The sequence below is a fragment of the Pseudarthrobacter sp. AG30 genome (assembly GCF_003116525.1).
Taxonomy (GTDB): Bacteria; Actinomycetota; Actinomycetes; order Actinomycetales; family Micrococcaceae; genus Arthrobacter.
The window spans coordinates 31,906-53,567 of sequence record NZ_QEHL01000019.1 but is presented as its reverse complement, the minus strand read 5'-3'; the positions used below and the strand labels follow the sequence as shown (position 1 = coordinate 53,567).

The following is a 21,662-nucleotide window of genomic DNA, read 5'->3' as shown; positions in this document are numbered from 1 at the left end:
CGCCTGCATCTATTCTAGCCGGTGAGCCATTTGTTGGCCTAAAATCCGGCGGGACCACGTGCCCGCAGGGTGCATCCTGGCAGGGCTGGCCCGGCAAAGTGTGACGAAATTCACTGGCACTTCCGGGAGCGTGGCATGATTGCTGTGACGCAGAGCCCACCTTCAGAGCAGGCGGAGACCACGATGCCCCGTGCGACGGCCACCACGCCCAGCGGCGCCGCCCGCGCCGCCACCATGGTGGCGTCCGGCCTCCTGGCGGCCTCTGCGGTTCTGGGGCTCGCCGGGTGCGGGGCGCCTGCCGGTGACGGGGTCAGCTCCCTCTCGCGTGCCGCAGCGTCCGGTGGACAGGCCCCCGCCGCCGCCATGAAGACGAACGTTGCAGCCACGTCGCGGCTGCTTAATGCCGGGAACGGACGGCTTGAGGCGGTGCTACCGGACATCAGCAGGACTGTCCTGCTGATCGGGGATTCCCAGTCTGAACCCCTGGACGGCTGGCCGCGCCTGGGCCTCGCCGCTGCCGGGTACGACGTGTATTTTTGCGGCCGGGGCGGCACGGGTTACGTCGCGGCAAACGGTGCCACCGGCAACTACGTTGACGCCCTGGAGCGCGGGGACTGGTTGCTCCCTTCAGGCACCCCGGCGCTGATCGTCATCGAAGGTGGCGGCAATGACGCGGCCAGCGGCGCGAGCAACACCCAGATTGTCCGCAACGCCGAGCGGCTGATCGCCGATCTCAAAACCCGCTACCCGGGCACTCGGATGGCAATGATCGGCACCTTGGCACGCGGCGCGGACAACGGCGGCGGTCGCCGCAGCGAAGTGGACGCCCTGGTGGGGTCCGTGGCCGCCGCCCACGGCCTGACTTTTGTTTCAGCCGGGGACTGGCTGACCCGCTACGGACTCGCCAAGGACCTGGCTGATTCCGTCCATATGAACGCCGCCGGCCGCGTGGCCCTGGGCGGGATCCTTGAGCGACGGCTCAGGGAGTTGAAACTGGATCGGACGTCGGCCGCCGGCCAGGGTTCGCTGGCGGCAGTCCCCGGCGGCACCAGCGGGCTGCAGGACTGAGGCTTAAACAGGTGAAGCCGGGACCCACCGTCCCGGCTCCACTTGTTTGGGCTGCGCCCTACGCCACCTCAGGCGGCAGCATCAGCTTCGCACCGGGAATGGCGTTGAGCAGCGCCTTGGTGTAGTCCTGCTGGGGCGACTCGAAGACATCGTCCGTCGAACCGGTTTCCACCAGCCGGCCCTTTTCCATCACGCACACGTGGTCGGCGATCTGCCGCACCACGGCGAGGTCGTGGGTGATGAACAGGTAGGTCAGCCCAAGGTTGGCCTGGAGGTCGGCGAGCAGGTTCAGGACCTGCGCCTGCACCAGGACGTCGAGGGCGGACACGGCCTCATCACAGATGATCACCTCGGGATCCAGCGCCAGGGCGCGGGCGATGGCAACACGTTGCCGCTGCCCGCCGGAGAGCTCGTTCGGGTACCGCTGCATGGCGGACTGGGGCAGCGCCACCTGGTCCAGCAGGGTCCGGACTTTCTTTTCCCGGCTTGCCTGGTCCCCGATCTTATGGACCCGCAACGGTTCTTCGATCGTGCGGTAGATGTTGTACATCGGATCGAGCGAGCCGTACGGGTCCTGGAAGATCGGCTGGACCCGCCTGCGGAACTTGAACAGTTCGGCCGGTTTCAGCGCCGAGGTGTCGACGCCGTCGAACAGGATCCGGCCCTCCGTCGGCTTCTCAAGCTGGAGCACCATCTTGGCCACCGTGGACTTGCCGGACCCCGACTCCCCCACGATCGCCGTCGTGGTTCCGCGCCGCACATCGAAGCTCACGCCGTCGACGGCCGCGAAATCCGCCGCCTTGCCCAGCCCCTGGCGGAGCTTGTACACCTTCCGCAGGTCCTGGATCTGCAGGAAGGTATCGGACTTCGCCGTTTCGGCAGCAGGCGCCAGCAGGTCGGTCGTCTCCACGCCCTGTTCCTTCGCCACCTGGATACGGCGGCTGGCGAGGGACGGGGCCGACTCCACAAGCCGCTTGGTGTACGGGTGCTGCGGGTTGCGGAGCAGTTCCAGCGACGGTCCGGCTTCAACGACGCGGCCCTGGTACATCACGACAACCTTGTCCGCGCGCTCGGCTGCCAGGCCGAGGTCGTGGGTGATCAACAGGACGGAGGTGCCCAGTTCGTTGGTCATGGTTTCCAGGTGGTCCAGGATCTGCCGCTGGACCGTCACGTCAAGGGCCGACGTCGGCTCATCGGCAATCAGCAGCCGCGGCTGGCAGGACAGGCCGATGGCGATCAGGGCTCGCTGGCGCATGCCGCCGGAGAACTCGTGCGGGTACTGGTTGGCCCGGCGCTTGGCGTCCGGCAGCCCTGCCTGGGAAAGCACCTTGGCGATGTCGTCCGGCCCGCTGGGCCGTCCGTTCGCGCGCAGTGTTTCCCGGACCTGGTAGCCGATCTTCCAGACCGGGTTCAGGTTGGACATGGGGTCCTGCGGGACCATGCCGATGGTGTTGCCGCGCAGTTCGATCATGCGCTGCTCGCTGGCGTGGGCAATGTCCTCGCCGTCGAGCAGGATCTGGCCGCCGGATACCTTGCCATTGTTGGGCAGGAGGCCAATGGCCGCCAACGCAGTGGTGGACTTGCCGGAGCCGGACTCCCCCACGATGGCCACGGTTTCGCCGGGCATGATGGTCAGGTGTGCGTCCCGTACTGCCTTGACTTCGCCGCCACCGGTCTTGAAGGTGATGGCGAGGTCGCGGATTTCGAGCAGCGGCCTGATCCCGGTGGTGCCGGCCTCGTCAATGCGGACGTCTGGAGTTGTCATCTCGTTATCTCTCATCGCTGACGGCTCTTCGGGTCGAGGGCGTCGCGCACGGCGTCACCCAGCATGATGAAGCTCAGCACCGTGATGGACAGCGCCGCAGCCGGGTACAGCATGATTTCCGGCCGGGTCCTGATCGATGCCTGCGCACCGGCAATGTCGTTGCCCCAGGACATGATGCTCTGCGGCAGGCCGATGCCCAGGAAGGACAAGGTGGCTTCCGCCACGATAAACACGCCAAGTTCAAGCGTTGCAAGGACGATGATCGGTGCAAGGGCGTTCGGCAGGACGTGGCGGATCAGTGCCCCGAACTTGGAAACACCCAACGCCCGTGCCGCCGTAACGAAGTCCGCGTTGCGTACCTCAATCACCGCGCCGCGGGTAATACGGGCCATCTGCGGCCACGCGAGCAGCGATATGACGAACACTACGGTCCACACGCTCTTGTTCTCGCGGAACAAGGGAAGCTGCGTGATGACCAGCGCACCCAGGACCAGCGGCAGGGCGAAGAAGATGTCGCCCAGGCGTGCCAGCACGGCGTCAATCCAGCCACCGTAGTAGCCGGCGAGGGCGCCGAGGGTCACGCCGATGACCAGGACGCAAAGGACCGAGAGCAGGCCCACGGAAAGCGAGGCTTGCGTGCCGTGGATGACCCTGGAGTAGACGTCGCAGCCCTGGAAGGTGAAGCCGAACGGGTGCCCCGCGGTGGGGCCGCCTTCGGAGTTGCCAAGTTCGCAGCCGTCGTTGGGGGGCGTGGAGGTGAACAGGCCGGGGAACAGCGCAATCACGACCAAGGCAAGGATCAACAATGCCGAGATGATGAACAGCGGACGACGGCGGAGCTTGCGCCAGGCGTCTGCCCACAGGCTGAGCGGGGCCTGGTCAGTCTTGACGGCATCCGTTGCCTGCAGCGGGGTCTCGTCGATGGGGGCCACAAAGTGGTCATTTTTACTGGTCATAGCGGATCCTCGGGTCAAGCCAGGCGTACAGGAGATCGACAAGCAGGTTGGCCACCACGAACACCAGCACCAGCACGCTGACGATGGAGACGATGGTGGGGCCTTCGCTACGGAGGACTGCCTGGTAGAGCTTGTTGCCTACGCCGGGAACGTTGAAGATGCCCTCGGTCACGATGGCACCGCCCATCAGGCCGCCAAGGTTGGCACCGAGGTAGGTCACCACCGGAATGAGCGAGTTGCGCAGGATGTGCGCCAGGACCACCCGGGGGCGCGAGAGCCCCTTGGCGGTGGCGGTCCGCACGTAGTCGGCGTTCATGTTTTCGCTCACGGACGCACGCGTCAGCCGGAGGACGTAGGCAAAGGAGACGAGCCCCAGGACCACGGCCGGCAGCAGCAGGGTGACCCAGTCGGCGTTGGCGCCCACAGTGGGTTTCGCCCAGCCGAGCTGCACGCCAAAGACGAGCTGGAAGACGAAGCCCAGCACAAACGTGGGAACGGCGATAACCACCAGCGAAGCTACCAGGACCGTGGAGTCGAACCAGCCGCCGCGGCGCAGGCCCGCGAATACGCCGAAAGCGACGCCAAAGATTGCCTGGATTGCCAACGCCTCGACGGCCAGCATGGCCGTGACGGGGAAGACCCGGGCAAGGCTGGCCGCGATGGGCTGGCCGGTGAAGTCGTTGCCCAGGTTGAAGGTGAAGAGGTTCTTGAGGAACAAGCCGTACTGGACCCAGAAGGGCTGGTCCAGGTTGTACTGGCTGCGCAGGGTGTCAATGACTGCCTGCGGGGGCTGGCGGTCGCCGAAGAGTGCGGCGATGGGGTCGCCGGGCAGGGCGAACACCATGTAGTACACCAGGAGGGTCGTGCCGAGGAACACAGGGATCACCTGCAGGAGTCGGCGCAGGATAAACCGGATCACAGGATCACCTGCCTTCCGGTAGGGGGGAAAACGCGTTCATGAATGCCTTCCTGCCGCTTGCAAGCCAATGGGGGCCCGGACGTAACCGGAACCCCCATCAGCCTTCGGCAAGTTAGATCTGGGCCTACTTGGCGGTAATGCCGTAGTAGAGGATTTCACCGTTCCAGCCGGTCTCGGCCTTCACAATGTTGTTGCTCCACACGATCGGGCGTGCCTGGTCCCAGAGCGGCAGGCCGGGCAGGTCCTGGAACAGGACCTCCTGGGCCTGGTTGAACTTGGCGTTGGCCTCGTCCGTGCTCTTGGCTGCCAGGCCTTCCTTCAGCAGCTTGTCGAACTCCGGGTTGGAGTACTTCTCGTAGTTGGAGGAAGCGCCCGTGGCCCATACCGGTCCCAGGAAGTTGTAGAGCGACGGGTAGTCACCCTGCCAGCCTGCGCGGGTCAGGCCCGGCAGCTGCTGGGACTTGCGCAGGTTGAGGACCTCGGCGAACTTCGCGAACGGCTGGATTTCAGCCTGGATGCCGAGGTTGTTCTTGAAGCCGTTGGCAACAGCGTCGATCCATTCCTTGTTGCCACCGTCGGTGTTGGAGGCAATCTGGAGCGGCTTGGAAGCGTCGTACGGCTGGATCTTGTCGGCCTGGGCCCACAGGTCCTTGGCCTTGGCGGGATCGAACTTCAGGACTTCGCTGCCCTTGAGGCCTTCCTTGAAGCCGTCGATGACCGGCGGAGCGAAGGCCTTGGCCGGGGTGCGGGTGCCGTTGAAGACAACCTTGGCGATTTCCTCGCGGTTGATGGCGTAGGACAGAGCCTGGCGGCGCAGCTTGCCGGCTTCACCCTGGAAGTTCGGGTTGTAACCCGGGATGTTCAGGGTGGAGTCGGTGGCAACAGCCTTGGTGGCGTTGCGGTCCGGGAAGTCGTTGACGTAGGTCTTCAGCGCGTTGGACGGCAGGACGTCAGTGATGTCCAGGTTGTCCGACTGCAGGTCCGTGTATGCGGGGCCCGGATCGGTGTAGAACTTGAAGGTCACGCCGCCGTTCTTGGCTTCGCGGGTGCCCTTGTAGTCGGCGTTCTTCACCAGAGTGATGGACTGGTCGTGGACCCAGGAACCCTGCTTTTCGAACTTGTAGGGACCGTTGCCTACCGGGTTTTCACCGAAGGTCTTGGGGTCAGCCAGAGCGGCGGAAGGAAGCGGGTAGAAGGCGGAGTAGCCAAGGCGCAGGGACCAGTCGGCCTCAGGCTGGGCGAGCTTGACCGTGATGGTGGAATCATCGGTTGCCTGCAGTCCGGACATCGTGTCGGCCTTGGGAGCCGGGGTGGTGGTGGTCTTGCCGTCGGCACCCTTCACCGAGTTCACGGCCGAGACGTCTTCGTAGCCGGCGATGGACTCGAAGAAGAAGCCGTTGTTCTGCAGGTTCTTGGAGTTCGCGGCGAAGTTCCAGGAGTCAACGAAGGTCTTGGCCGTGATGGCTTCCCCGTTGGTGAACTTCGCGCCCTGCTTGACCTTGATGGTCCAGTTCTGCGCGTCGGACGACTCGATGGAATCGGCCAGTGCGTTTACGGCCTTGCCGTTGGCGTCGTAGCTGCGAAGGCCTTCGAAAAGCAGGTTTACGACGCGGCCGCCGTAGACCTCATTGGTGTTCGCCGGCAGCAACGGGTTTTGTGGCTCATTGCTGTACGCGGTGATGACCTTGTTCGGATCGCCGGCAGCAGTGCTGGACCCGCCAGTGCTGCCGCCGCCGCCGCACCCGGTCAGGGCAAGCGCGGCGATTGCCACGATGCCCAGTGCTTTGGAAGTGCGCGTAAAACGCATTCCGCCTCCTATGAGTTGTGGGAGAGAGATATTGGGGAAATCTTGTGCTTCCCCGCAGGCTGGACACAGCTGAGTGCTGTGACGAAACCTACATATACGGGTTAGCCTAACCGCACGAAGTCCGGATACTGGTACTCCGTTGCCAAACCGTGACCGGAGCAGTCAAATACCCCGCGAGTGGTGGGCAGTTACGCACGTCACATGCTACTCGTCGGTACGCCAGACGGCGAATCGGGGCCGTGATCGTTCACGTTTAGGCGCCTCCGTTCGCAGCGAAGGGCGCTCCCGGCCTACGCCAGCCGCCAGTCCCAGACGTTCCACCAGACACCCACGGGACCGGGGCTGGTTTTCACGCCGGCCACCCGGGAGTTGAACGCGGTGGTGCCCAGGGTCTGGTAGAGCGGCAGGCCGTAGGCGTCCTCCCAGACGTGCCTGTCGATGTCGGCAAGGAGTTCGTCCTGTTTGCCAAGGTCGGTGGTGACGGCCAGTTGCGCCATCACCTTGTCCGCATCGGCGTCGGAATAGCCCGTGAAGTTGCTGCCGCCTCCGGTGCGGAAGATCTGCGGTACCCGGCTGACTCCCGCTTCCGTGCCGATCCATCCGGACAACGCCGCGTCATAGCCGCCGCGGCTGAGCGATGCTGCCCAGTCGGCGCTTGCCTGGCCGCCGTCTTCCACCCGGAAGCCCGCCCGTTCGGCCGAACCCCGGATCAGTGCGAAGGCCTTGGCGCGGTTGGGGTTGTCCCGGTTGTAGAGGATGCGGACGGTGGGCGTGGCGCCCCTCAGGAGGCCCTTGGCGGCGTCGATGTCCACCTCGGCGTAATCCGAGGAGCCGTTTTTCTTTACGGTGTCCGCGTATTTGGGCTGATCGGGCAGGAAGACCTGTGAATCCAGCGGTTTGTTGTCCACTGCCTGGCCGCCCAGCACGGCATCCACGATGTCCTGCCGGGGAACAGTTTTGAGGAAGGCCTCGCGGACGTCTTTGTCCTTGAAGGGGCCGGCGAAGTTCAGGTCGAGGTGGTCGTAACCGGCCTGCTTGTAGCGTTGCACAGTGATGCCCTGCCCGGACAGGCCCGTGAGCAGCGCATCGGTGGCAGCGGATGGCTGTGGCGAGATGATGTCCGCCTGCCCGTTGCGCAGGGCGTCGACGGCGGCGGGCACGGCCCCGGTGAATCGAACGTTGATCTCGTCAAGCCAGGGTTCCTGGCCCCACGTGTAGTCCCGGTTCCGAACCAGTTTCATGGAAACCTCCGGGACGATGTCCCGGACGATGTAGGGGCCGTTGGAAAGGTACAACGCCGGATCATCCGGGATTTTCTTCGTGTCGAAACCGGTGTTCCAGAAGTCGCTGACCTTCTTGAGGGCCGCGATGGTTACGGGCTTCTCAGGATTGCCGCGCGGCGTGTCCTTCAGGAGGTCGACCAGGTCTCCTTCGTCGGTTAGCCCGCTCTTGGCCGCGACCACATGGGCCGGGAGCCCGACGTCGAATGCCACTTCCCAGTCGGCGTACGGTGCGGCGTACTCGAGGGTGATGGATCTGCCGTCCGAGCCGAGTTCCGGAAAGACCGTCCCTGCCAGGCCGGTGGCGTTGGAGGCTGTTGCGAAGTATTTGGTGCCTTTCCCGGTGCCGGGGTCGACGTCGTCGAAGTAGCCGGATCCGGCAGCCCAGCTCAGGAGCAGGTCGGCGGCGCCTACCGGAGCACCGTCGGACCACTTGACTCCCTCGTTGACCGTGTATTTCACCTTGAGGGGCTGGTCCGACACCTTTTCGTAGTGCCCGAACTTGTCGTTGCGGACCACCTTGGAGCTGTCATCGAGGAAGAAGAAGCCGGAGTGCGTAATGGCGCCGATCTTCGTGTTGATGTCGGTGTTGCCGTTTGCGCTGTACGGGTTGAAGGAGGAGAAGGCGTTTACTTCCGCGACGGTCACGCTGCCGCCGCGCTTGGCCTCCCCCACCACCACCGAAGGGGCACCCCCGCCGGAGCAACCGGACAGAATCAGGGCGGCCGCCACCGCAGCAGTGAGCAGTCGCATCAGCTGCCTGGCCGGCATGCCGCCTCCTTTGTGTTTTTCCCTCTCCGGAGGGCAACGGGCCGCCACGAATCCGCCCGGTGAAATCAGGATACGCGGTGCCCCTGCCCAGTTATCGAATCCTGTCCCCCTCTCCCGTAAACGGGGGCTTCCGGACCAGCCGGTCACGGCCGGGGTTATCCAGCAGGGCGTGGGCACGGGCCCGGTGGTTGTCCTTGACCGCCGGATCCATCCGGTCCCACAAGGACACGACCATCCGCGAGCGCGGATTCCGTTCGAAGACCGGACGGTGGTCATCGATGAACGACCAGTACAACCCGTCCCAGTCAGCCATCCACTCCCCCGCCGGCAGGTCCGACATCTTCCGCAGGTAGTTGCTGCCCGAGACGTAGGGTTTGGTGGTGATGTCGGCCCCCGCGGCGAACTGGCTCATGGCGTAGACGTTGGGCACCATCACCCAGTCGTAGGCGTCGATGAACATCTCCATGAACCACGCATAGACATCGTCAGGGTGGATCCGCAGCAGGGACATGGCGTTGCCCAGCACCATCAGCCGTTCGATGTGGTGGGCATAACCGGTGGCCAGCACGCGCGATATGACCAGGTCCACGGGTGCCAGCCCTGTCCTGGCATCCCACCAGCCCGCACCGGGCCGGTTCCGGTGGTTGAGCAGGTTGGCTGTTCGCATCCGGCGGCCCCGCACCCGGTAGGTGGCACGCATGTATTCGCGCCAGCCGATCACCTGCCGCGCGAAACCTTCAAGCGAGGCCAGTGATGTGGCGGCGCCGGCGCCGTCCAAGGCAGTGTCCAGGACTTCGCGCGGATCCAGCAGGCCGATGTTCAGGACCGGAGTAAGGAGGCCGTGGTTGATGAACGGATGCTCGGCTGAGATCGCGTCTTCGTAGGGTCCGAAGCCGCCCAGGCGCTCTGAAACAAATTCCTGCAGATGTTCGCGGGCCTCCCGGGTCGTGGTAGGCCAGGCGAACAGGCGCGGGTCGCCCGGGGCATCCGGGAATTCCTGCGACACCCATTCAATCGCGAGGCCGACCTCGCGGGATGCCTCGTCGCTGTGCCGGCTTGGGGCCGCCAGGGAGGGCTCAGCCAGCGCATCAAGGTCGAACGCGCCTTGCTGCTGGAGAGCGGGGTGGTCCCTGAAGCGGCTGACGGTGGGTGGAACATGCCCCCGGGGAAGCTTCTTGCGGTTCTCCGCGTCGAAAGACCATTTTCCGCCGGCCGGTTCGCCGTTATCGACCAGGATGTCCAGCCGCCGGCGTTGCCAGATATAGAAGTCCTGCATCCGTGGCCGGTTATGGGAGAACCAGTCGTCGATCTGCGTGCGGGCCGTCAGAAAGTTCGGCGTCTCGAGCACGTCTTCGCTGCGCAGCCGGTACCCGCCGTCGGCCAGTCCCGCAGCCAGGTCCTGCTCAAGCCAGTCATCGACGACGTCGAACCAGGTGACGGACAACGGACGCCGTTGCCTGACCAGCTCGGCAAGCTGGACGCGTGACGTCCGGGTACGGTCGCTGGCGAGGACCACCACGTCGTAGCCGAGCCCGCGAAGCCGGCGGGCGAACCTGGCCATGGATGCGCGGTGCAGCACCAGTTTGTGGGAGTGGAAGGCGTACTGGCGGAAGTAGAGGTCATGCTCGATGAGCACGAAGACGGTGTCCGTGCCCGTCTCCTCCCAGTGCTTCTCGAAGAGTTGATGGGGCAGGACAAGGCGCAGGCGTGGTCCATCAGTCATAGGGAAACCCTATGGTGCCTCGGTTTCGGCCAGGGCCGCGGGCGGTAGGGTGGACGGACGTCAGGCCATGGCATTGGGGGAAGAATGCTTGAAAACACCGCACGGCCGTCACAGCCGCCACCACCTGCAGCCCATCACCGCGTCCGGCAGGCGGACCTGCCGGCAGAACAGTTGTCCGCCCTGGAACCGGTGCCGAAAGGACGGCTGGCCGGTTGCGTCCTGGCATTGCTCCTCGGCGGCTGGATGCTCGCAGTCCCGGTTGTCCTCATTGACCGGCTCAAGGATTCTCCAGGAACGACGGCGGGGGTGCTGTCCGTCGTCGTCGTTGCCTGCGCTGTTGTCACCGCCGGCCTCGGGGGGTTCCGTTTCTTCAACCCGAGGGATGAGCGCAAGCCACTGCGGTTGTCCCTTTCTGCTGCCCTGACGGCAAGTATCGCTGCCGGCGCCGCGTCTGCCCTGGTGCCCGAGTACGGCGTGCTTCTGGTGATTCCGGCAGTGTTCGCCGGAATACCTGCCCTGGGCCTGCTTGTGAGGGACGCCAGGGCAGGCTGACCGCCGGGGCCTGCACCCGTTCTGGTCCCGGCCGGCCTCAGCTACGGGTGGTTTGCTGGAGGCAACCGGGCGACACCACCCTGACCGTACCCGCCGGATTGTTGACCAGGGCTGCCGCGGGGCGGACAGGCCGCCGCTGCAGGTCGCCACCGCAGTTGGGACATGACCTGTTGGGGAAGCGCTCGACGCAGTCCGGGCACCACGTGCATTCAAAGGTGCAGATGTAGGCGGGATCGGACGGCGCAATGTCGCGGTCGCAACATTCGCAATTGGGACGGATCTCAAGCATCCGACAACTCTAGCCAATGGGACCCGCACAAACGCCCGGTACACCTTGAGGCTGGACTCCCGGACGGCCACTGCCTGTGAACGTTCGACAGGGTGGACCTGTGAACGTTCGACAGGGTGGATAGGCTGGGTGCATGGCGACCGTTATTCTCGTGCGGCATGGCCGCACCACTGCCAATGCCACGGGGCTGCTGGCCGGCCGGGCGGCCGGCGTCGGCCTGGACCAGCTCGGACGGGACCAGGCGGCACTGACCGCGGACCGGCTCGCGCCGGTGCCGTTGGTCGGCGTGGTGTCCAGTCCGCTTGAGCGGTGCCTGCAGACCGCCCGGTTCATCCTGGACCGCCAGGCCGGTGCGCCGCATGCGCCGACCGATCCGGATCTCACCGAGTGCGATTACGGCCAATGGCAGGGCCGCCTGCTCAGCGAACTCGCAACCGACGCGCTGTGGCCGGTCGTGCAGTCGCAACCGTCCGCCGTCGTCTTTCCGGGCGGCGAAGCCATGGCCACGATGCAGGCCCGGTCGGTGGCAGCTGTCCGACGCCACGACGCAGCCTTCGAAGCCGAGTACGGGCCGGGGGCCGTCTGGGCAGCGGTGAGCCACGGCGACATCATCAAGTCAATCCTCGCTGACGCGCTCGGCATGCACCTTGATCTGTTCCAGCGGATTAACGTCGGTCCCGCGTCCGTATCGATCGTGCGCTACGGTGCCAACCGGCCGAGCGTCTACGCCACCAACACCGATGCCGGCGACCTGTCGTGGTTGTCGAAGGGCATGGACGCCGTCGACGCTCCGGTAGGCGGCGGCGCGGGGCACAAGGCGCCGTGAACCCCATGTGCCTAGAATACTGACATGCCTACACGTGTTCACGAGTTTGACTGGCCTGACCGGGTGGTTGTTGGCACCATTGGCCTGCCGGGGGCGCGTACGTTCTACCTTCAGGTACGGGCAGGGGCGCAGCTGGTGAGTATCGCCATGGAGAAGCAGCAGTCCGCCCTGCTTGCGGAGAAGATCGACGAAATCCTCGACCAGCTCATCACCGTCGAGGGCAATCCCTTCAGCATTCCCACTGGCACGCCCCTTGAACTTGTCGACAACGACCAGCTTGAGGCCGTCCAGGAACAGTTCCGCACCGGGGCCATGAGCTTGGGGTGGGACCCCAGCACGGCCCAGGTGGTGATTGAGGCGCATCCCATTACCGATGCCGATGACGACGACGAATCGTTTGACGAGGACTCCGACGAGTCGGAAATGTTGGTGGTGCGGATGCCTGTCGGCACCGCCCGTGCCTTCGCCAAGCGGACCCGTGAGATCGTGGGCGCCGGACGTCCAGCGTGCCCGATCTGCGGCTACCCCATAGACGCCGACGGGCACACCTGCACCCTTCCCGAGGCCTGATGCCGGCGCCGGACCTGCTGGCCGCCGAGCTGACTCTCACCGGCCGCATCACGACGGCATCAAACGCTACGTTCCTGGGCAGCATCGGCGACGTGGCCGTCGTTTACAAGCCGGTTGCAGGCGAGCGGCCGTTGTGGGATTTTCCCGCGGGATCCCTGGCCCGCAGGGAGGTGGCCGCGTACCGGGTCTCGCAGGTCCTGGGCTGGGACATCGTGCCCCGCACCTGGCTGCGCGATGGTCCGATGGGCGAAGGGATGGTCCAGCTCTGGCAGGAGCGGGACCCCGCCCAGAGCCCCGTGGACCTGGTCGCTACGGAGCAGGTGCCGGAGACGGGCTGGAAACAAATCCTCGAGGGACAGGACGAGCGTGGACGGATGGTCGCGCTGGTCCACGAAGACTCGCCGGCCCTCAGGCGCATGGCAGTGTTCGACATCATCGTCAATAACGCCGACCGCAAGGGCGACCACATCCTTGCCATGCCGCGCGGACACCGGCACGGCGTGGACCATGGGCTCACCTTTCACAGCGACCACAAGCTCCGCACGGTGCTGTGGGGATGGCTGGGAGAGGCCCTGACCGCCGAGGAGCGCGCCGGCGTCGACCGTGTCAGCGCGGGACTTGACGGCGAACTGGGCCGGGACCTGGCGGACCTGATCAGCGCCGAAGAAATCGCATCGCTCGCCGCCCGCTGCGCCCGGTTGCGCCAGACGGGGCGGTTTCCGGCTCCGAGCGGCGAAATGTCGGCGGTACCTTGGCCGCTGTTCTGAGGAACTTCCCCGGATGCTTCGCAGCCATCGCACCGGCGCCCCTGGACTAGACGTTGAAGCGGAACTCCACCACGTCGCCGTCGGCCATGACGTATTCCTTGCCCTCGATCCGGACCTTGCCGCGGGACTTTGCCTCGGCCATGGATCCTGCTTCGACGAGGTCGTTGAAGGACACCACCTCGGCCTTGATGAACCCGCGCTGGAAATCGGAGTGGATGACACCGGCGGCCTGAGGTGCTGTATCGCCCTGCCGGATGGTCCAGGCGCGGGTTTCTTTCGGCCCGGCGGTGAGGTACGTCTGGAGCCCCAGGGTGTGGAAGCCAACACGGGCGAGCTGGTCGAGGCCGGATTCGTCCTGGCCGTTCATCTCGAGCATCTCGCGGGCTTCTTCCTCGTCCAGTTCGACAAGGTCGGACTCAAGCTTGGCGTCGAGGAAGATGCAGTCGGCCGGGGCCACCAGGGCGCGCAGCTCGGCCTGCTTCTCGGGGCTTCCGAGGATTCCCTCGTCGGAGTTGAAGACGTAGATGAACGGCTTTGCGGTCAGCAGGCCGAGTTCCTTCAGGTGCTCCATCTCCAGCTTGTCGCTCTTGATCGAGGAGAAAATCGTGTCGCCACGTTCCAGCACCGCCTGGGCGGCCTTCACGGCGGCCAGTTCGGCGGCTTCGCGCTTCTTGATCTTGACTTCTTTTTCGATCCGCGGGACGGCCTTTTCAATCGTCTGCAGGTCAGCGAGGATCAGCTCGGTGTTGATCGTCTCCATGTCGGACCGGGGGTCCACCTTGCCGTCGACGTGGATGACGTCGGGATCGTCGAACACGCGGACCACCTGGGCGATCGCCTCGGCCTCGCGGATATTGGCCAGGAATTGGTTCCCCAGCCCTTCGCCCTCCGAGGCGCCCTTGACGATCCCGGCGATGTCGACGAAGGACACGGCGGCGGGAAGCACGCGCTGGGAGCCGAAGATGGCAGCCAGCTTTTCCAGCCGCGGGTCCGGCAGGTTGACGACGCCGACGTTGGGCTCGATCGTGGCGAACGGGTAGTTCGCCGCGAGCACCTGGTTGCGGGTCAGTGCGTTGAAAAGGGTTGATTTGCCGACGTTGGGCAGTCCGACGATGCCAATAGTTAGAGCCACGAGCATTGATTCTACCCGCCGGGGCCCTGCCGCCAGTACCCGGGGATGTCACTGGCCGTGATTGTCAGAGGCCCGTGCAACAGTGAAGCCATGGATGCTTTTGCCTTGATTTTGGCCCTTCTGATGTTGCTGCTGGGTGCACTGGCCGGTGCGGCGGCCATGTACGTCCTGCTGCGCAGGAACTCCCGCGGACTGGAGGCGGACTTTGACGCTGTCTCGTCCCGGCTTTCGGAGGTGACGGCCCAGTTGGCAGCGGCCGACGCCGAGCGGCGGCTTTTGGCTGCCCAGAACCGTGAGCTCGGTGAGGCGCGGACGCAGGACGGCAGCGTGCTGCGTGCCCTGGCCCCGGTGGCCGAAAAACTGTCCGCGGTCCAGCATCAGGTGGCGCTCCTGGAACGGGACCGGGTGGAACAGTACGGCCAGCTGGCACAGCAGTTGCAGGAAGCCCGGCTGTCCGACGAGCAGCTGATCCGCTCCACGCACGCGCTGGAATCGGCTTTACGGTCAAACAGTGCCAGGGGCCAATGGGGCGAGGTACAGCTTCGGCGGGTCGTGGAGGCCGCGGGGATGCTCCGCCACGTGGACTTCGTGGAGCAGGCCCACAGTGCGGGCCACGATTCTTCTGTACGCCCCGACCTGGTGGTGCAGCTGCCCGGCGGGAAACAACTTGTGGTGGACGCCAAGGTGCCGTTGTCGTCCTACTTGGAGGCGCAGGATCTCGGTGTGGCGGATCCCCGCACGGTCCAGCCCTCCGGGGCGCGGTCCGCGAATGATGCCCGCAGCCAGGCACTGCTGGCAGCGCACGCCAAAGCGTTGAGGGCGCACGTGGACGCTTTGGGCACCAAGAAGTACTGGGACATTCCGGGAAATTCGCCGGAACTGGTGGTCTGCTTTATTCCCGCGGAATCGATTCTTGCGGCGGCGCTGACGGCAGATGCCGGACTCCTGGACTATGCATTGTCACGCAACGTGGTCCTCGCCTCGCCAAGCACGCTGCTTGCGGTATTGAAGTCCGTGGCGTTCACCTGGCGCCAGGATGTCCTGACGGACAGCGCACGCGAACTGTTCGAGCTCGCGCGGCAGCTGTACGACCGGATGGGGACGCTGGGTGAGAACGTCGGGAAGCTCGGCTCGTCCCTGAAGTCGTCGGTGGATCGCTACAACGCCATGGTGGGGACCCTGGAAGCGCGGATCCTGCCCACGGCCCGGAAACTCAACACCCTGGAAGATTCAGGCCTCGTCACGCCGGCCTTGGTGGAAGCAACCCCGCGCGCGCTGGTGGCGCCTGAACTCCAGGGCGACGACGAAGCGGCCTGAGAACCTTGGGGGTGCTGGAAGGGCCTGGCAGGTGTTTGAAACTGCCCGGCCCTTCCTTCACACTGTTGCTTGCCGCCGTCGGCCTGCTGTGCTGGGTCCCCGGCGGCGGGGGTGGTCAGCTGCGGGTCCGGCGGCCGCCCAGGGCGCGGCTGACATCGCCGGCTTCCTTGAGGGTTGCACGGAGTTCCTTGGGCAGCGAGAACAGCAGGTCCTCCTCGGCGGTGACCACTTCTTCCACCGCGCCGTAGCCATAGTCGGCCAGCAGCCGCAGGACGTCCTGCACCAGGACCTCCGGAACTGAGGCCCCGGACGTGACGCCCACGGTGGCAACGCCTTCGAACCAGGCTTCGTCAACCTCGTTCGCGAAGTCCACCCGGTACGAGGCCTTGGCGCCGTATTCCAGCGCCACCTCGACCAGCCGGACGGAGTTGGACGAGTTGGCGGAACCCACCACGATCACCAGGTCTGCCTTGGGCGCGATCTTCTTGATGGCCACCTGCCGGTTTGTGGTGGCATAGCAGATGTCATCGCTGGGCGGGTCCTGCAGGGTGGGGAACCGGTCCTTGAGCAACCGGACGGTTTCCATGGTCTCGTCGACGCTGAGGGTGGTCTGGGACAGCCAGATGACCTTCTCCGGATCGCGGACGGTCACCTTGTCCACTTCGTGGGGCCCATTGATGATCTGGATGTGGTCCGGCGCTTCACCGGAGGTGCCTTCCACTTCCTCATGGCCGTCATGGCCGATCAGGAGGATGTCGAAGTCGTCCTTGGCGAAGCGAACGGCTTCCTTGTGCACCTTGGTGACCAGGGGGCAGGTGGCATCGATGGTGCGCAGTCCTCGGCTCTCCGCCGATTCGACGACGGCCGGGGAAACGCCGTGGGCCGAGAAGATCACCAGCGCGCCCTCTGGCACTTCGTCAGTTTCGTCCACGAAGATGGCGCCTTTTTCCTCGAGCGAGCTGACAACGTGGACATTGTGGACGATCTGCTTGCGGACATACACGGGCGGACCGTAGTGCTCCAGGGCCTTCTCGACGGCGATCACTGCCCGGTCAACACCGGCGCAATAGCCACGCGGAGCGGCCAGCAGCACCTTCTTGGTTCCGTTCACGGGGGCCGCGGCCGCCACTTCCTGGGGAGAGCGGCGCCGGCGCGGAACGGTTGGCATCGAAAGGGGTACAGCCGAGGTGGTCATCCCTCCATGCTACCGGCTGGCCTGCACCCGTTTCCGGGAGGCGAACAACGTCACAATTCCCACTGCCACCAGGACCCCGCCAGTCACCGCGGTGGCACCGATCCACGCCTGGAAGTCAGCCGCTGCCACGCCCACGAATTCGTCGCGGAACATGTTTGCCACCGAACTGCCCGTGTCTGCGGTCGCGGCGCGGGCCGATCCCAGCTGCAGTCCGAGCGACCAGAGACCGGCGAGGGCCAGGCCGCCAAGGCCCGCACCGAACAGGACTGTCCAGCGGCGGCGGGCTGCGACGAGTGCCAACAGGAACGCAATGCCGGCACCGATGGCGGCGATGTAGCCCATGGGCGCGTAGGTGGACAGCCGCTCCGCCCACTCGCGCTGTGCGGGTTGGCCGACGTTGATGAGGGCCTGGTCCGGCGGGTTGAGGGGAAGCCGCGTGGTGCGGGAGATTTCCTCCGAACCGAGGGCAACCAGCGGGGCTACGTCAAGGGTCAGCGACGACGCCGGAACGTTGCCGGCCTCCCCCGCCGGGCCTGCGAAGTTCAGGCGGTGGCTCCTGCGAAGGGTCTCCTCCCACGCTGCGGGGTAGCCGGGAAGCTGGGTCAGGGACTCCGCGGCCTTCTCCAGGACCGAATCGACCAGCCCGGACAGGGCGCTGGGAACCGAACCCGTATCGACCGTTCCCACGGCCGCGGCAGCGAGTTTCTTCTGGAAGTCCGCGTTCTTGCCCAGCGGCGCCGCAAGCCGGACGAATCCGTCTTCCTGGATGATGTTCCGGTCCACCCACATGGCGGGGACGGCGACGGATGCCAGGAGGATGCCCAGCACGGTGGCGAGGGCGGAAATGAAAGTGCGCACGGCAGGTCCTTCGGGGTTGGGGGCCTCACTCCATCCTAGGCAGGCCGCCTGGCCGTCCCTGTCAGCCCCGGGTGCTAGACCTTATGGATAAGGTTGATTGACCGCCCACAACAGTTGAAGGACCCCATGCCCGCAGCACCAGCCCCGCACCGGCGTCCGCATGTCTGACCAGGCATCCCTTCCGGGTGCCGCACCCACCACTTTGCCGGCCACCGCAGCGGAAACCAGCCCGGACAATCCGTGGCCCCTCCAGCTGTTGTCGCAGAAGCTGAAGGCGCACATCGACCGCACTCCGTCGGCATGGGTGGAAGGCCAGGTCATCGAACTGAACCGCCGCGGCACCAACGCGTACATCACCCTTCGCGACGTTGATGCGGAAGTATCGCTGCCCGCGTCCGTCTGGACGAAAGTGCTGGAGCGGCAGAACCTTCCGCTCGAGCGGGGCTCACGGGTGGTTGCGCTGCTGAAACCCGAGTTCTGGATGAAGACCGGCCGGTTGAACATGCTGGTGCGGGACATCCGTCCCGTCGGCCTGGGCGACCTTCTGGCCAGGATCGAACGGCTGCGCCAGGCGCTGGCCGCGGAGGGCCTGTTCGCCGATTCGAGGAAGAAGCCCCTGCCGTTGCTGCCGCACCGCATCGGCCTGATCACCGGCCGCGACTCGGACGCGAAGAAGGACATCCTGCGCAACGCGGCATTACGGTGGCCGGCCGTGGAGTTCGAGATCCGTGAAGTAGCGGTGCAGGGCAACACCGCGGTGTCCCAGGTGGTCCGGGCACTCCGCGAACTGGATGGGTTGCCGGAAGTTGACGTCATTGTCATTGCCCGGGGCGGTGGCGCCCTGGAGGACCTCCTGCCGTTCAACAGCGAGGACCTGGTCCGGGCAGTGGCTGCCGCGGCCACCCCCGTGGTCAGTGCCATCGGGCATGAGGCGGACCGTCCGTTGTTGGACTACGTTGCCGATCTTCGGGCCTCCACGCCTACGGATGCTGCCAAGCGGATCGTTCCGGAAGTCTCCGAAGAACTGGCAGGCGTCCGCCAGGCGCGGGAACAGCTGCGGCGCTGCATGGAACGGCTGGTGGACCGCGAGTCGGACCGCCTGGCCTCGCTCCACTCGCGGCCCGTGATGGCAGCACCCGAGGGTATGGTTTCCGTCCGCGCCGAGGAAATAGAGCGGCTGCTGCGGCGCTCCTCGGCGGCCGTGAATTCCACGGTGGTGCGGGCGGCCGACCAGCTGGAGCACCTGAAGGCCCAGGTACGCGCGCTGTCACCGCAGAAGACGCTCGACCGGGGGTACGCCGTCGTCGAACTGGCAGGTGACCAGAGCGCCCGGATTGCGGCGTCCGGCCACGCCGTCGTCCGCCGCCCTGCTGAGGCGCCGGCAGGGTCCGCTTTGTCGATCCGGGTGGCCGAGGGCCGATTTGGCGCCACGTCCACCGGGGTGCTGCAACCAGGCAAACCAGACCACCAGCAAGGATTGGAAGAGAAGGCATGACCGAACAAAAACCGGAGTCGGACGTCGCGGGGCTGAGCTACGAAGAAGCCCGGGAGCAGCTCATCGCGGTGGTGGGCAGGCTGGAAGCAGGCGGGGCAAGCCTGGAAGAATCCTTGGCATTGTGGGAGCGCGGGGAGGCGCTGGCCGCACGTTGCGAGGAGTGGCTGGAGGGCGCACGGAAGAGGTTGGCAGCCGCACGCGACCAGCCGCTCTAAGCCGCCGCAGCCGCCGGTCAGGACCGGGCCACGAGCTCCCGTTCGATATCCACGTCGAACTCTGCTTTGGGCCACTCCAGGCGAAGATCGGACAGTGCCGACATCACCAACTGCTGCACGGCGATCCGGGCGTACCACTTCTTGTTGGCCGGAACCACGTACCAGGGGGCCGCAGCCGTGCTGGTTGCGTCAAAAGCAGCCTGGTACGCCGCCATGTAGTCGTCCCAGAAGGCCCGTTCCTTCAAGTCACCGCTGCTGTATTTCCAGTGCTTGGCGGGATTGTCCAAGCGGGCCAACAGCCGGGACTTCTGCTCATCCTTGCTGATGTTGAGCATCACTTTGACGATCCTGGTGCCGGCGTCTGCCTGGCGTCCCTCGAATTCGTTGATGGCCCGGTAGCGACGGGTGATCTCTTCCGGCGTGGCCCAATTGTGGACCCGGTGGATGAGGACGTCCTCGTAATGGGAGCGGTCGAAAATCCCCACCATCCCGGCCGCCGGCACCTCCTTCTCGATGCGCCAAAGGAAATCGTAGGACTTCTCCTGCTCGGAGGGGGCCTTGAATGCCTTGAACTGGACTCCTTGGGGGTCCATGGTGGCCATGACGTGGTTGACGATGCCGCCCTTGCCAGCGGTATCCATCGCCTGCAGGACCAGCAGGATCCGCTTCCTCCCGCCGAACCGTGACTCCGCGAACAGCTTCTCCTGCATCTCCGTGAGCTTCCCGTCCAGGTCAGCCAGCAGCGCTTCGCCGTCAGCTTTGTTGCCGCTGTAGCCCGGAGTGGCGTCGGGGTCCACCGCGGCCAGGGAAAATCCCTTGCCAACGCGCAGGGTGTCAGAGGGGTGCTGGTCGAAACCGACAATGCTGGCCACGGGGGTCCTTCCCTGGGAGGGTCATGGACGCGGCGCGCCCGTGACCACAGGCTAGTTCCCCTGGTACCGGCTTAGGAAGTCCCCCATCCGGCCGATGGCTTCCTCGATGTCCTTCACGTTCGGCAGCGTGACCATGCGGAAGTGGTCCGGCCGCACCCAGTTGAATGCCCGGCCATGCGACACAAGGATCTTCTGTTCCCTCAGGAGGTCGAGGACAAACTTCTCGTCATCCCTGATGTGGTAGACCTCCGGGTCAAGGCGCGGAAAAAGGTACAGGGCGCCCCGTGCCTGCTGCGTGCTGACACCTGGAATCGCGTTCAGCATGTCGTAGGCCTTGTTGCGCTGTTCCAGCAGGCGGCCGCCCGGAAGGATGAGGTCGTTGATGCTCTGGTAGCCGCCGAGTGCCGTCTGGATGGCGTGCTGGGCCGGGACGTTGGCGCAGAGGCGCATGTTGGCCAGCAGGTTGATGCCCTCCAGGTAGTCGGCGGCTTCCTTTTTGGGCCCGGAGATCGCCATCCACCCGGCCCGGTAGCCACACACCCGGTACGCCTTGGACAGGCCGCTGAACGTCAGGCACAAGACGTCGTCGCCGGTGAGCTTGGCGAGATTCACATGGACGGCGTCTTCGTACAGGATCTTCTCGTAGATCTCGTCGGCAAAGACCACCAGCCCGTGCTCCTCGGCGAGCTCCACGATGCGCTTGAGCGTGGCATCGGGGTAGACGGCACCGGTGGGATTGTTGGGGTTGATCACCACGATTCCCTTGGTCCGGGGCGTGATCTTCGCTTCCATGTCCTCAAGGTCCGGCTGCCAGCCGGATTCCTCATCGCACAGGTAGTGGACCGGTTTGCCACCGGCGAGCGCCACGGAGGCGGTCCAGAGCGGGTAGTCCGGCGTGGGAATGAGGACCTCGTCGCCGGAATCGAGCAACGCCATCAGGGACATGGTGATGAGCTCGCTGACGCCATTACCCAGGTAGATGTCGTCTACGTGGATGTTCTGGATCCCTCGGGTCTGGTAGTACTGCGAGACGGCGGTGCGTGCGGAAAAGATGCCGCGGGAGTCACTGTAGCCCTGTGCGTGGGGCAGGTGGCGGATCATGTCCACGAGGATGGCGTCGGGCGCCTCGAATCCGAACGGCGCGGGGTTGCCGATGTTCAGCTTGAGGATTCTGTGGCCTTCCGCTTCCATCTGCTGGGCGGCCTGCAGGATCGGTCCACGGATGTCATAGAGGACGTTGTTGAGCTTCGTGGACTGCCTGAATTCTGCCATCCCTCAAATATGC

The 21,662-nt window shown here is 65.4% G+C and carries 20 protein-coding genes; 8 read left to right on the top strand and 12 right to left on the bottom strand.

Features of this window, described 5'->3' with window-relative positions; all coding sequences use genetic code 11:
• Positions 1 to 183: 183 nt before the first annotated feature.
• Complete coding sequence (locus tag DC347_RS16565; RefSeq protein ID WP_109863724.1) at positions 184 to 1,068, top strand: SGNH/GDSL hydrolase family protein; 885 nt, start codon at positions 184 to 186, stop codon at positions 1,066 to 1,068.
• A gap of 58 nt (positions 1,069 to 1,126) precedes the next feature.
• Here the strand turns inward: DC347_RS16565 and DC347_RS16560 are convergent, their stop codons facing one another.
• The 6 genes from DC347_RS16560 to DC347_RS16535 form a co-directional block, all read right to left on the bottom strand.
• Positions 1,127 to 2,833, bottom strand: a complete 1,707-nt coding sequence (locus tag DC347_RS16560) for an ABC transporter ATP-binding protein (RefSeq protein ID WP_109863723.1) — start codon at positions 2,831 to 2,833, stop codon at positions 1,127 to 1,129.
• An 11-nt stretch (positions 2,834 to 2,844) separates the two neighbouring features.
• Positions 2,845 to 3,789, bottom strand: a complete 945-nt coding sequence (locus tag DC347_RS16555; RefSeq protein ID WP_109863722.1) for an ABC transporter permease — start codon at positions 3,787 to 3,789, stop codon at positions 2,845 to 2,847.
• Positions 3,779 to 4,708 (bottom strand): ABC transporter permease, encoded by a 930-nt coding sequence (locus DC347_RS16550; RefSeq protein ID WP_109863721.1) that lies wholly within the window; start codon positions 4,706 to 4,708, stop codon positions 3,779 to 3,781. The genes DC347_RS16555 and DC347_RS16550 overlap by 11 nt, the downstream gene beginning before the upstream one ends.
• Positions 4,709 to 4,832: 124 nt before the next feature.
• The gene (locus DC347_RS16545; RefSeq protein WP_109863720.1) at positions 4,833 to 6,515 is read right to left on the bottom strand and encodes an ABC transporter substrate-binding protein; all 1,683 of its coding nucleotides are present in this window, start codon (positions 6,513 to 6,515) and stop codon (positions 4,833 to 4,835) included.
• 290 nt (positions 6,516 to 6,805) lie between these two features.
• The gene (locus DC347_RS16540; RefSeq protein WP_109863719.1) at positions 6,806 to 8,566 is read right to left on the bottom strand and encodes an ABC transporter family substrate-binding protein; all 1,761 of its coding nucleotides are present in this window, start codon (positions 8,564 to 8,566) and stop codon (positions 6,806 to 6,808) included.
• 91 nt (positions 8,567 to 8,657) lie between these two features.
• Positions 8,658 to 10,289 carry a cryptochrome/photolyase family protein gene (locus DC347_RS16535; RefSeq protein ID WP_109863718.1) on the bottom strand — a complete coding sequence of 544 codons (1,632 nt, stop codon included), beginning with the start codon at positions 10,287 to 10,289 and terminating at the stop codon, positions 8,658 to 8,660.
• Positions 10,290 to 10,373: 84 nt separating this feature from the next.
• Between DC347_RS16535 and DC347_RS16530 the strand changes: the two genes are divergently transcribed.
• Complete coding sequence (locus DC347_RS16530; RefSeq protein ID WP_109863717.1) at positions 10,374 to 10,841, top strand: hypothetical protein; 468 nt, start codon at positions 10,374 to 10,376, stop codon at positions 10,839 to 10,841.
• A 37-nt stretch (positions 10,842 to 10,878) separates the two neighbouring features.
• On the opposite strand, the gene DC347_RS16525 is transcribed toward DC347_RS16530, so the two are convergent.
• Positions 10,879 to 11,130, bottom strand: a complete 252-nt coding sequence (locus DC347_RS16525) for a DUF1272 domain-containing protein (protein ID WP_109863716.1) — start codon at positions 11,128 to 11,130, stop codon at positions 10,879 to 10,881.
• A gap of 133 nt (positions 11,131 to 11,263) precedes the next feature.
• Here DC347_RS16525 and DC347_RS16520 point away from each other — a divergent pair, with 133 nt between their 5' ends.
• Genes DC347_RS16520 through DC347_RS16510 form a run of 3 tightly spaced genes read left to right on the top strand, consistent with a single transcriptional unit; the run spans position 11,264 to position 13,293 of the window.
• A complete protein-coding gene (locus DC347_RS16520) occupies positions 11,264 to 11,956 on the top strand; it encodes a histidine phosphatase family protein (RefSeq protein ID WP_109863715.1) in 693 nt (230 codons plus the stop codon).
• Between the two features lie 24 nt (positions 11,957 to 11,980).
• Positions 11,981 to 12,526: a DUF3090 domain-containing protein gene (locus tag DC347_RS16515; RefSeq protein WP_109863714.1), complete on the top strand. Its 546-nt coding sequence runs from the start codon at positions 11,981 to 11,983 to the stop codon at positions 12,524 to 12,526.
• Positions 12,526 to 13,293 (top strand): SCO1664 family protein, encoded by a 768-nt coding sequence (locus DC347_RS16510; RefSeq protein WP_109863713.1) that lies wholly within the window; start codon positions 12,526 to 12,528, stop codon positions 13,291 to 13,293. The genes DC347_RS16515 and DC347_RS16510 overlap by 1 nt, the downstream gene beginning before the upstream one ends.
• A gap of 46 nt (positions 13,294 to 13,339) precedes the next feature.
• Here the strand turns inward: DC347_RS16510 and ychF are convergent, their stop codons facing one another.
• Positions 13,340 to 14,425: a redox-regulated ATPase YchF gene (gene ychF, locus DC347_RS16505; protein WP_109863791.1), complete on the bottom strand. Its 1,086-nt coding sequence runs from the start codon at positions 14,423 to 14,425 to the stop codon at positions 13,340 to 13,342.
• 90 nt (positions 14,426 to 14,515) lie between these two features.
• Between ychF and DC347_RS16500 the strand changes: the two genes are divergently transcribed.
• Positions 14,516 to 15,742 carry a DNA recombination protein RmuC gene (locus DC347_RS16500; protein WP_109863712.1) on the top strand — a complete coding sequence of 409 codons (1,227 nt, stop codon included), beginning with the start codon at positions 14,516 to 14,518 and terminating at the stop codon, positions 15,740 to 15,742.
• 115 nt (positions 15,743 to 15,857) lie between these two features.
• Here the strand turns inward: DC347_RS16500 and DC347_RS16495 are convergent, their stop codons facing one another.
• On the bottom strand, positions 15,858 to 16,937 hold the full coding sequence (locus DC347_RS16495; protein WP_109863711.1) for a 4-hydroxy-3-methylbut-2-enyl diphosphate reductase: 1,080 nt from the start codon (positions 16,935 to 16,937) through the stop codon (positions 15,858 to 15,860).
• Between the two features lie 9 nt (positions 16,938 to 16,946).
• Positions 16,947 to 17,795 carry a hypothetical protein gene (locus tag DC347_RS16490; RefSeq protein ID WP_109863710.1) on the bottom strand — a complete coding sequence of 283 codons (849 nt, stop codon included), beginning with the start codon at positions 17,793 to 17,795 and terminating at the stop codon, positions 16,947 to 16,949.
• Between the two features lie 160 nt (positions 17,796 to 17,955).
• On the opposite strand from DC347_RS16490, the gene xseA reads away from it, so the two are divergent.
• Entirely contained in the window at positions 17,956 to 19,290 is a 1,335-nt protein-coding gene (gene xseA, locus DC347_RS16485) for an exodeoxyribonuclease VII large subunit (protein ID WP_109863709.1), read from the top strand.
• Positions 19,287 to 19,505: an exodeoxyribonuclease VII small subunit gene (locus DC347_RS16480; protein WP_109863708.1), complete on the top strand. Its 219-nt coding sequence runs from the start codon at positions 19,287 to 19,289 to the stop codon at positions 19,503 to 19,505. The genes xseA and DC347_RS16480 overlap by 4 nt, the downstream gene beginning before the upstream one ends.
• A 17-nt stretch (positions 19,506 to 19,522) precedes the next feature.
• Here the strand turns inward: DC347_RS16480 and DC347_RS16475 are convergent, their stop codons facing one another.
• Together DC347_RS16475 and DC347_RS16470 are read right to left on the bottom strand one after the other, a co-directional pair.
• The gene (locus tag DC347_RS16475) at positions 19,523 to 20,377 is read right to left on the bottom strand and encodes a polyphosphate kinase 2 family protein (protein ID WP_109863707.1); all 855 of its coding nucleotides are present in this window, start codon (positions 20,375 to 20,377) and stop codon (positions 19,523 to 19,525) included.
• 51 nt (positions 20,378 to 20,428) lie between these two features.
• The gene (locus DC347_RS16470) at positions 20,429 to 21,649 is read right to left on the bottom strand and encodes a pyridoxal phosphate-dependent aminotransferase (protein ID WP_109863706.1); all 1,221 of its coding nucleotides are present in this window, start codon (positions 21,647 to 21,649) and stop codon (positions 20,429 to 20,431) included.
• Positions 21,650 to 21,662 lie beyond the last annotated feature (13 nt).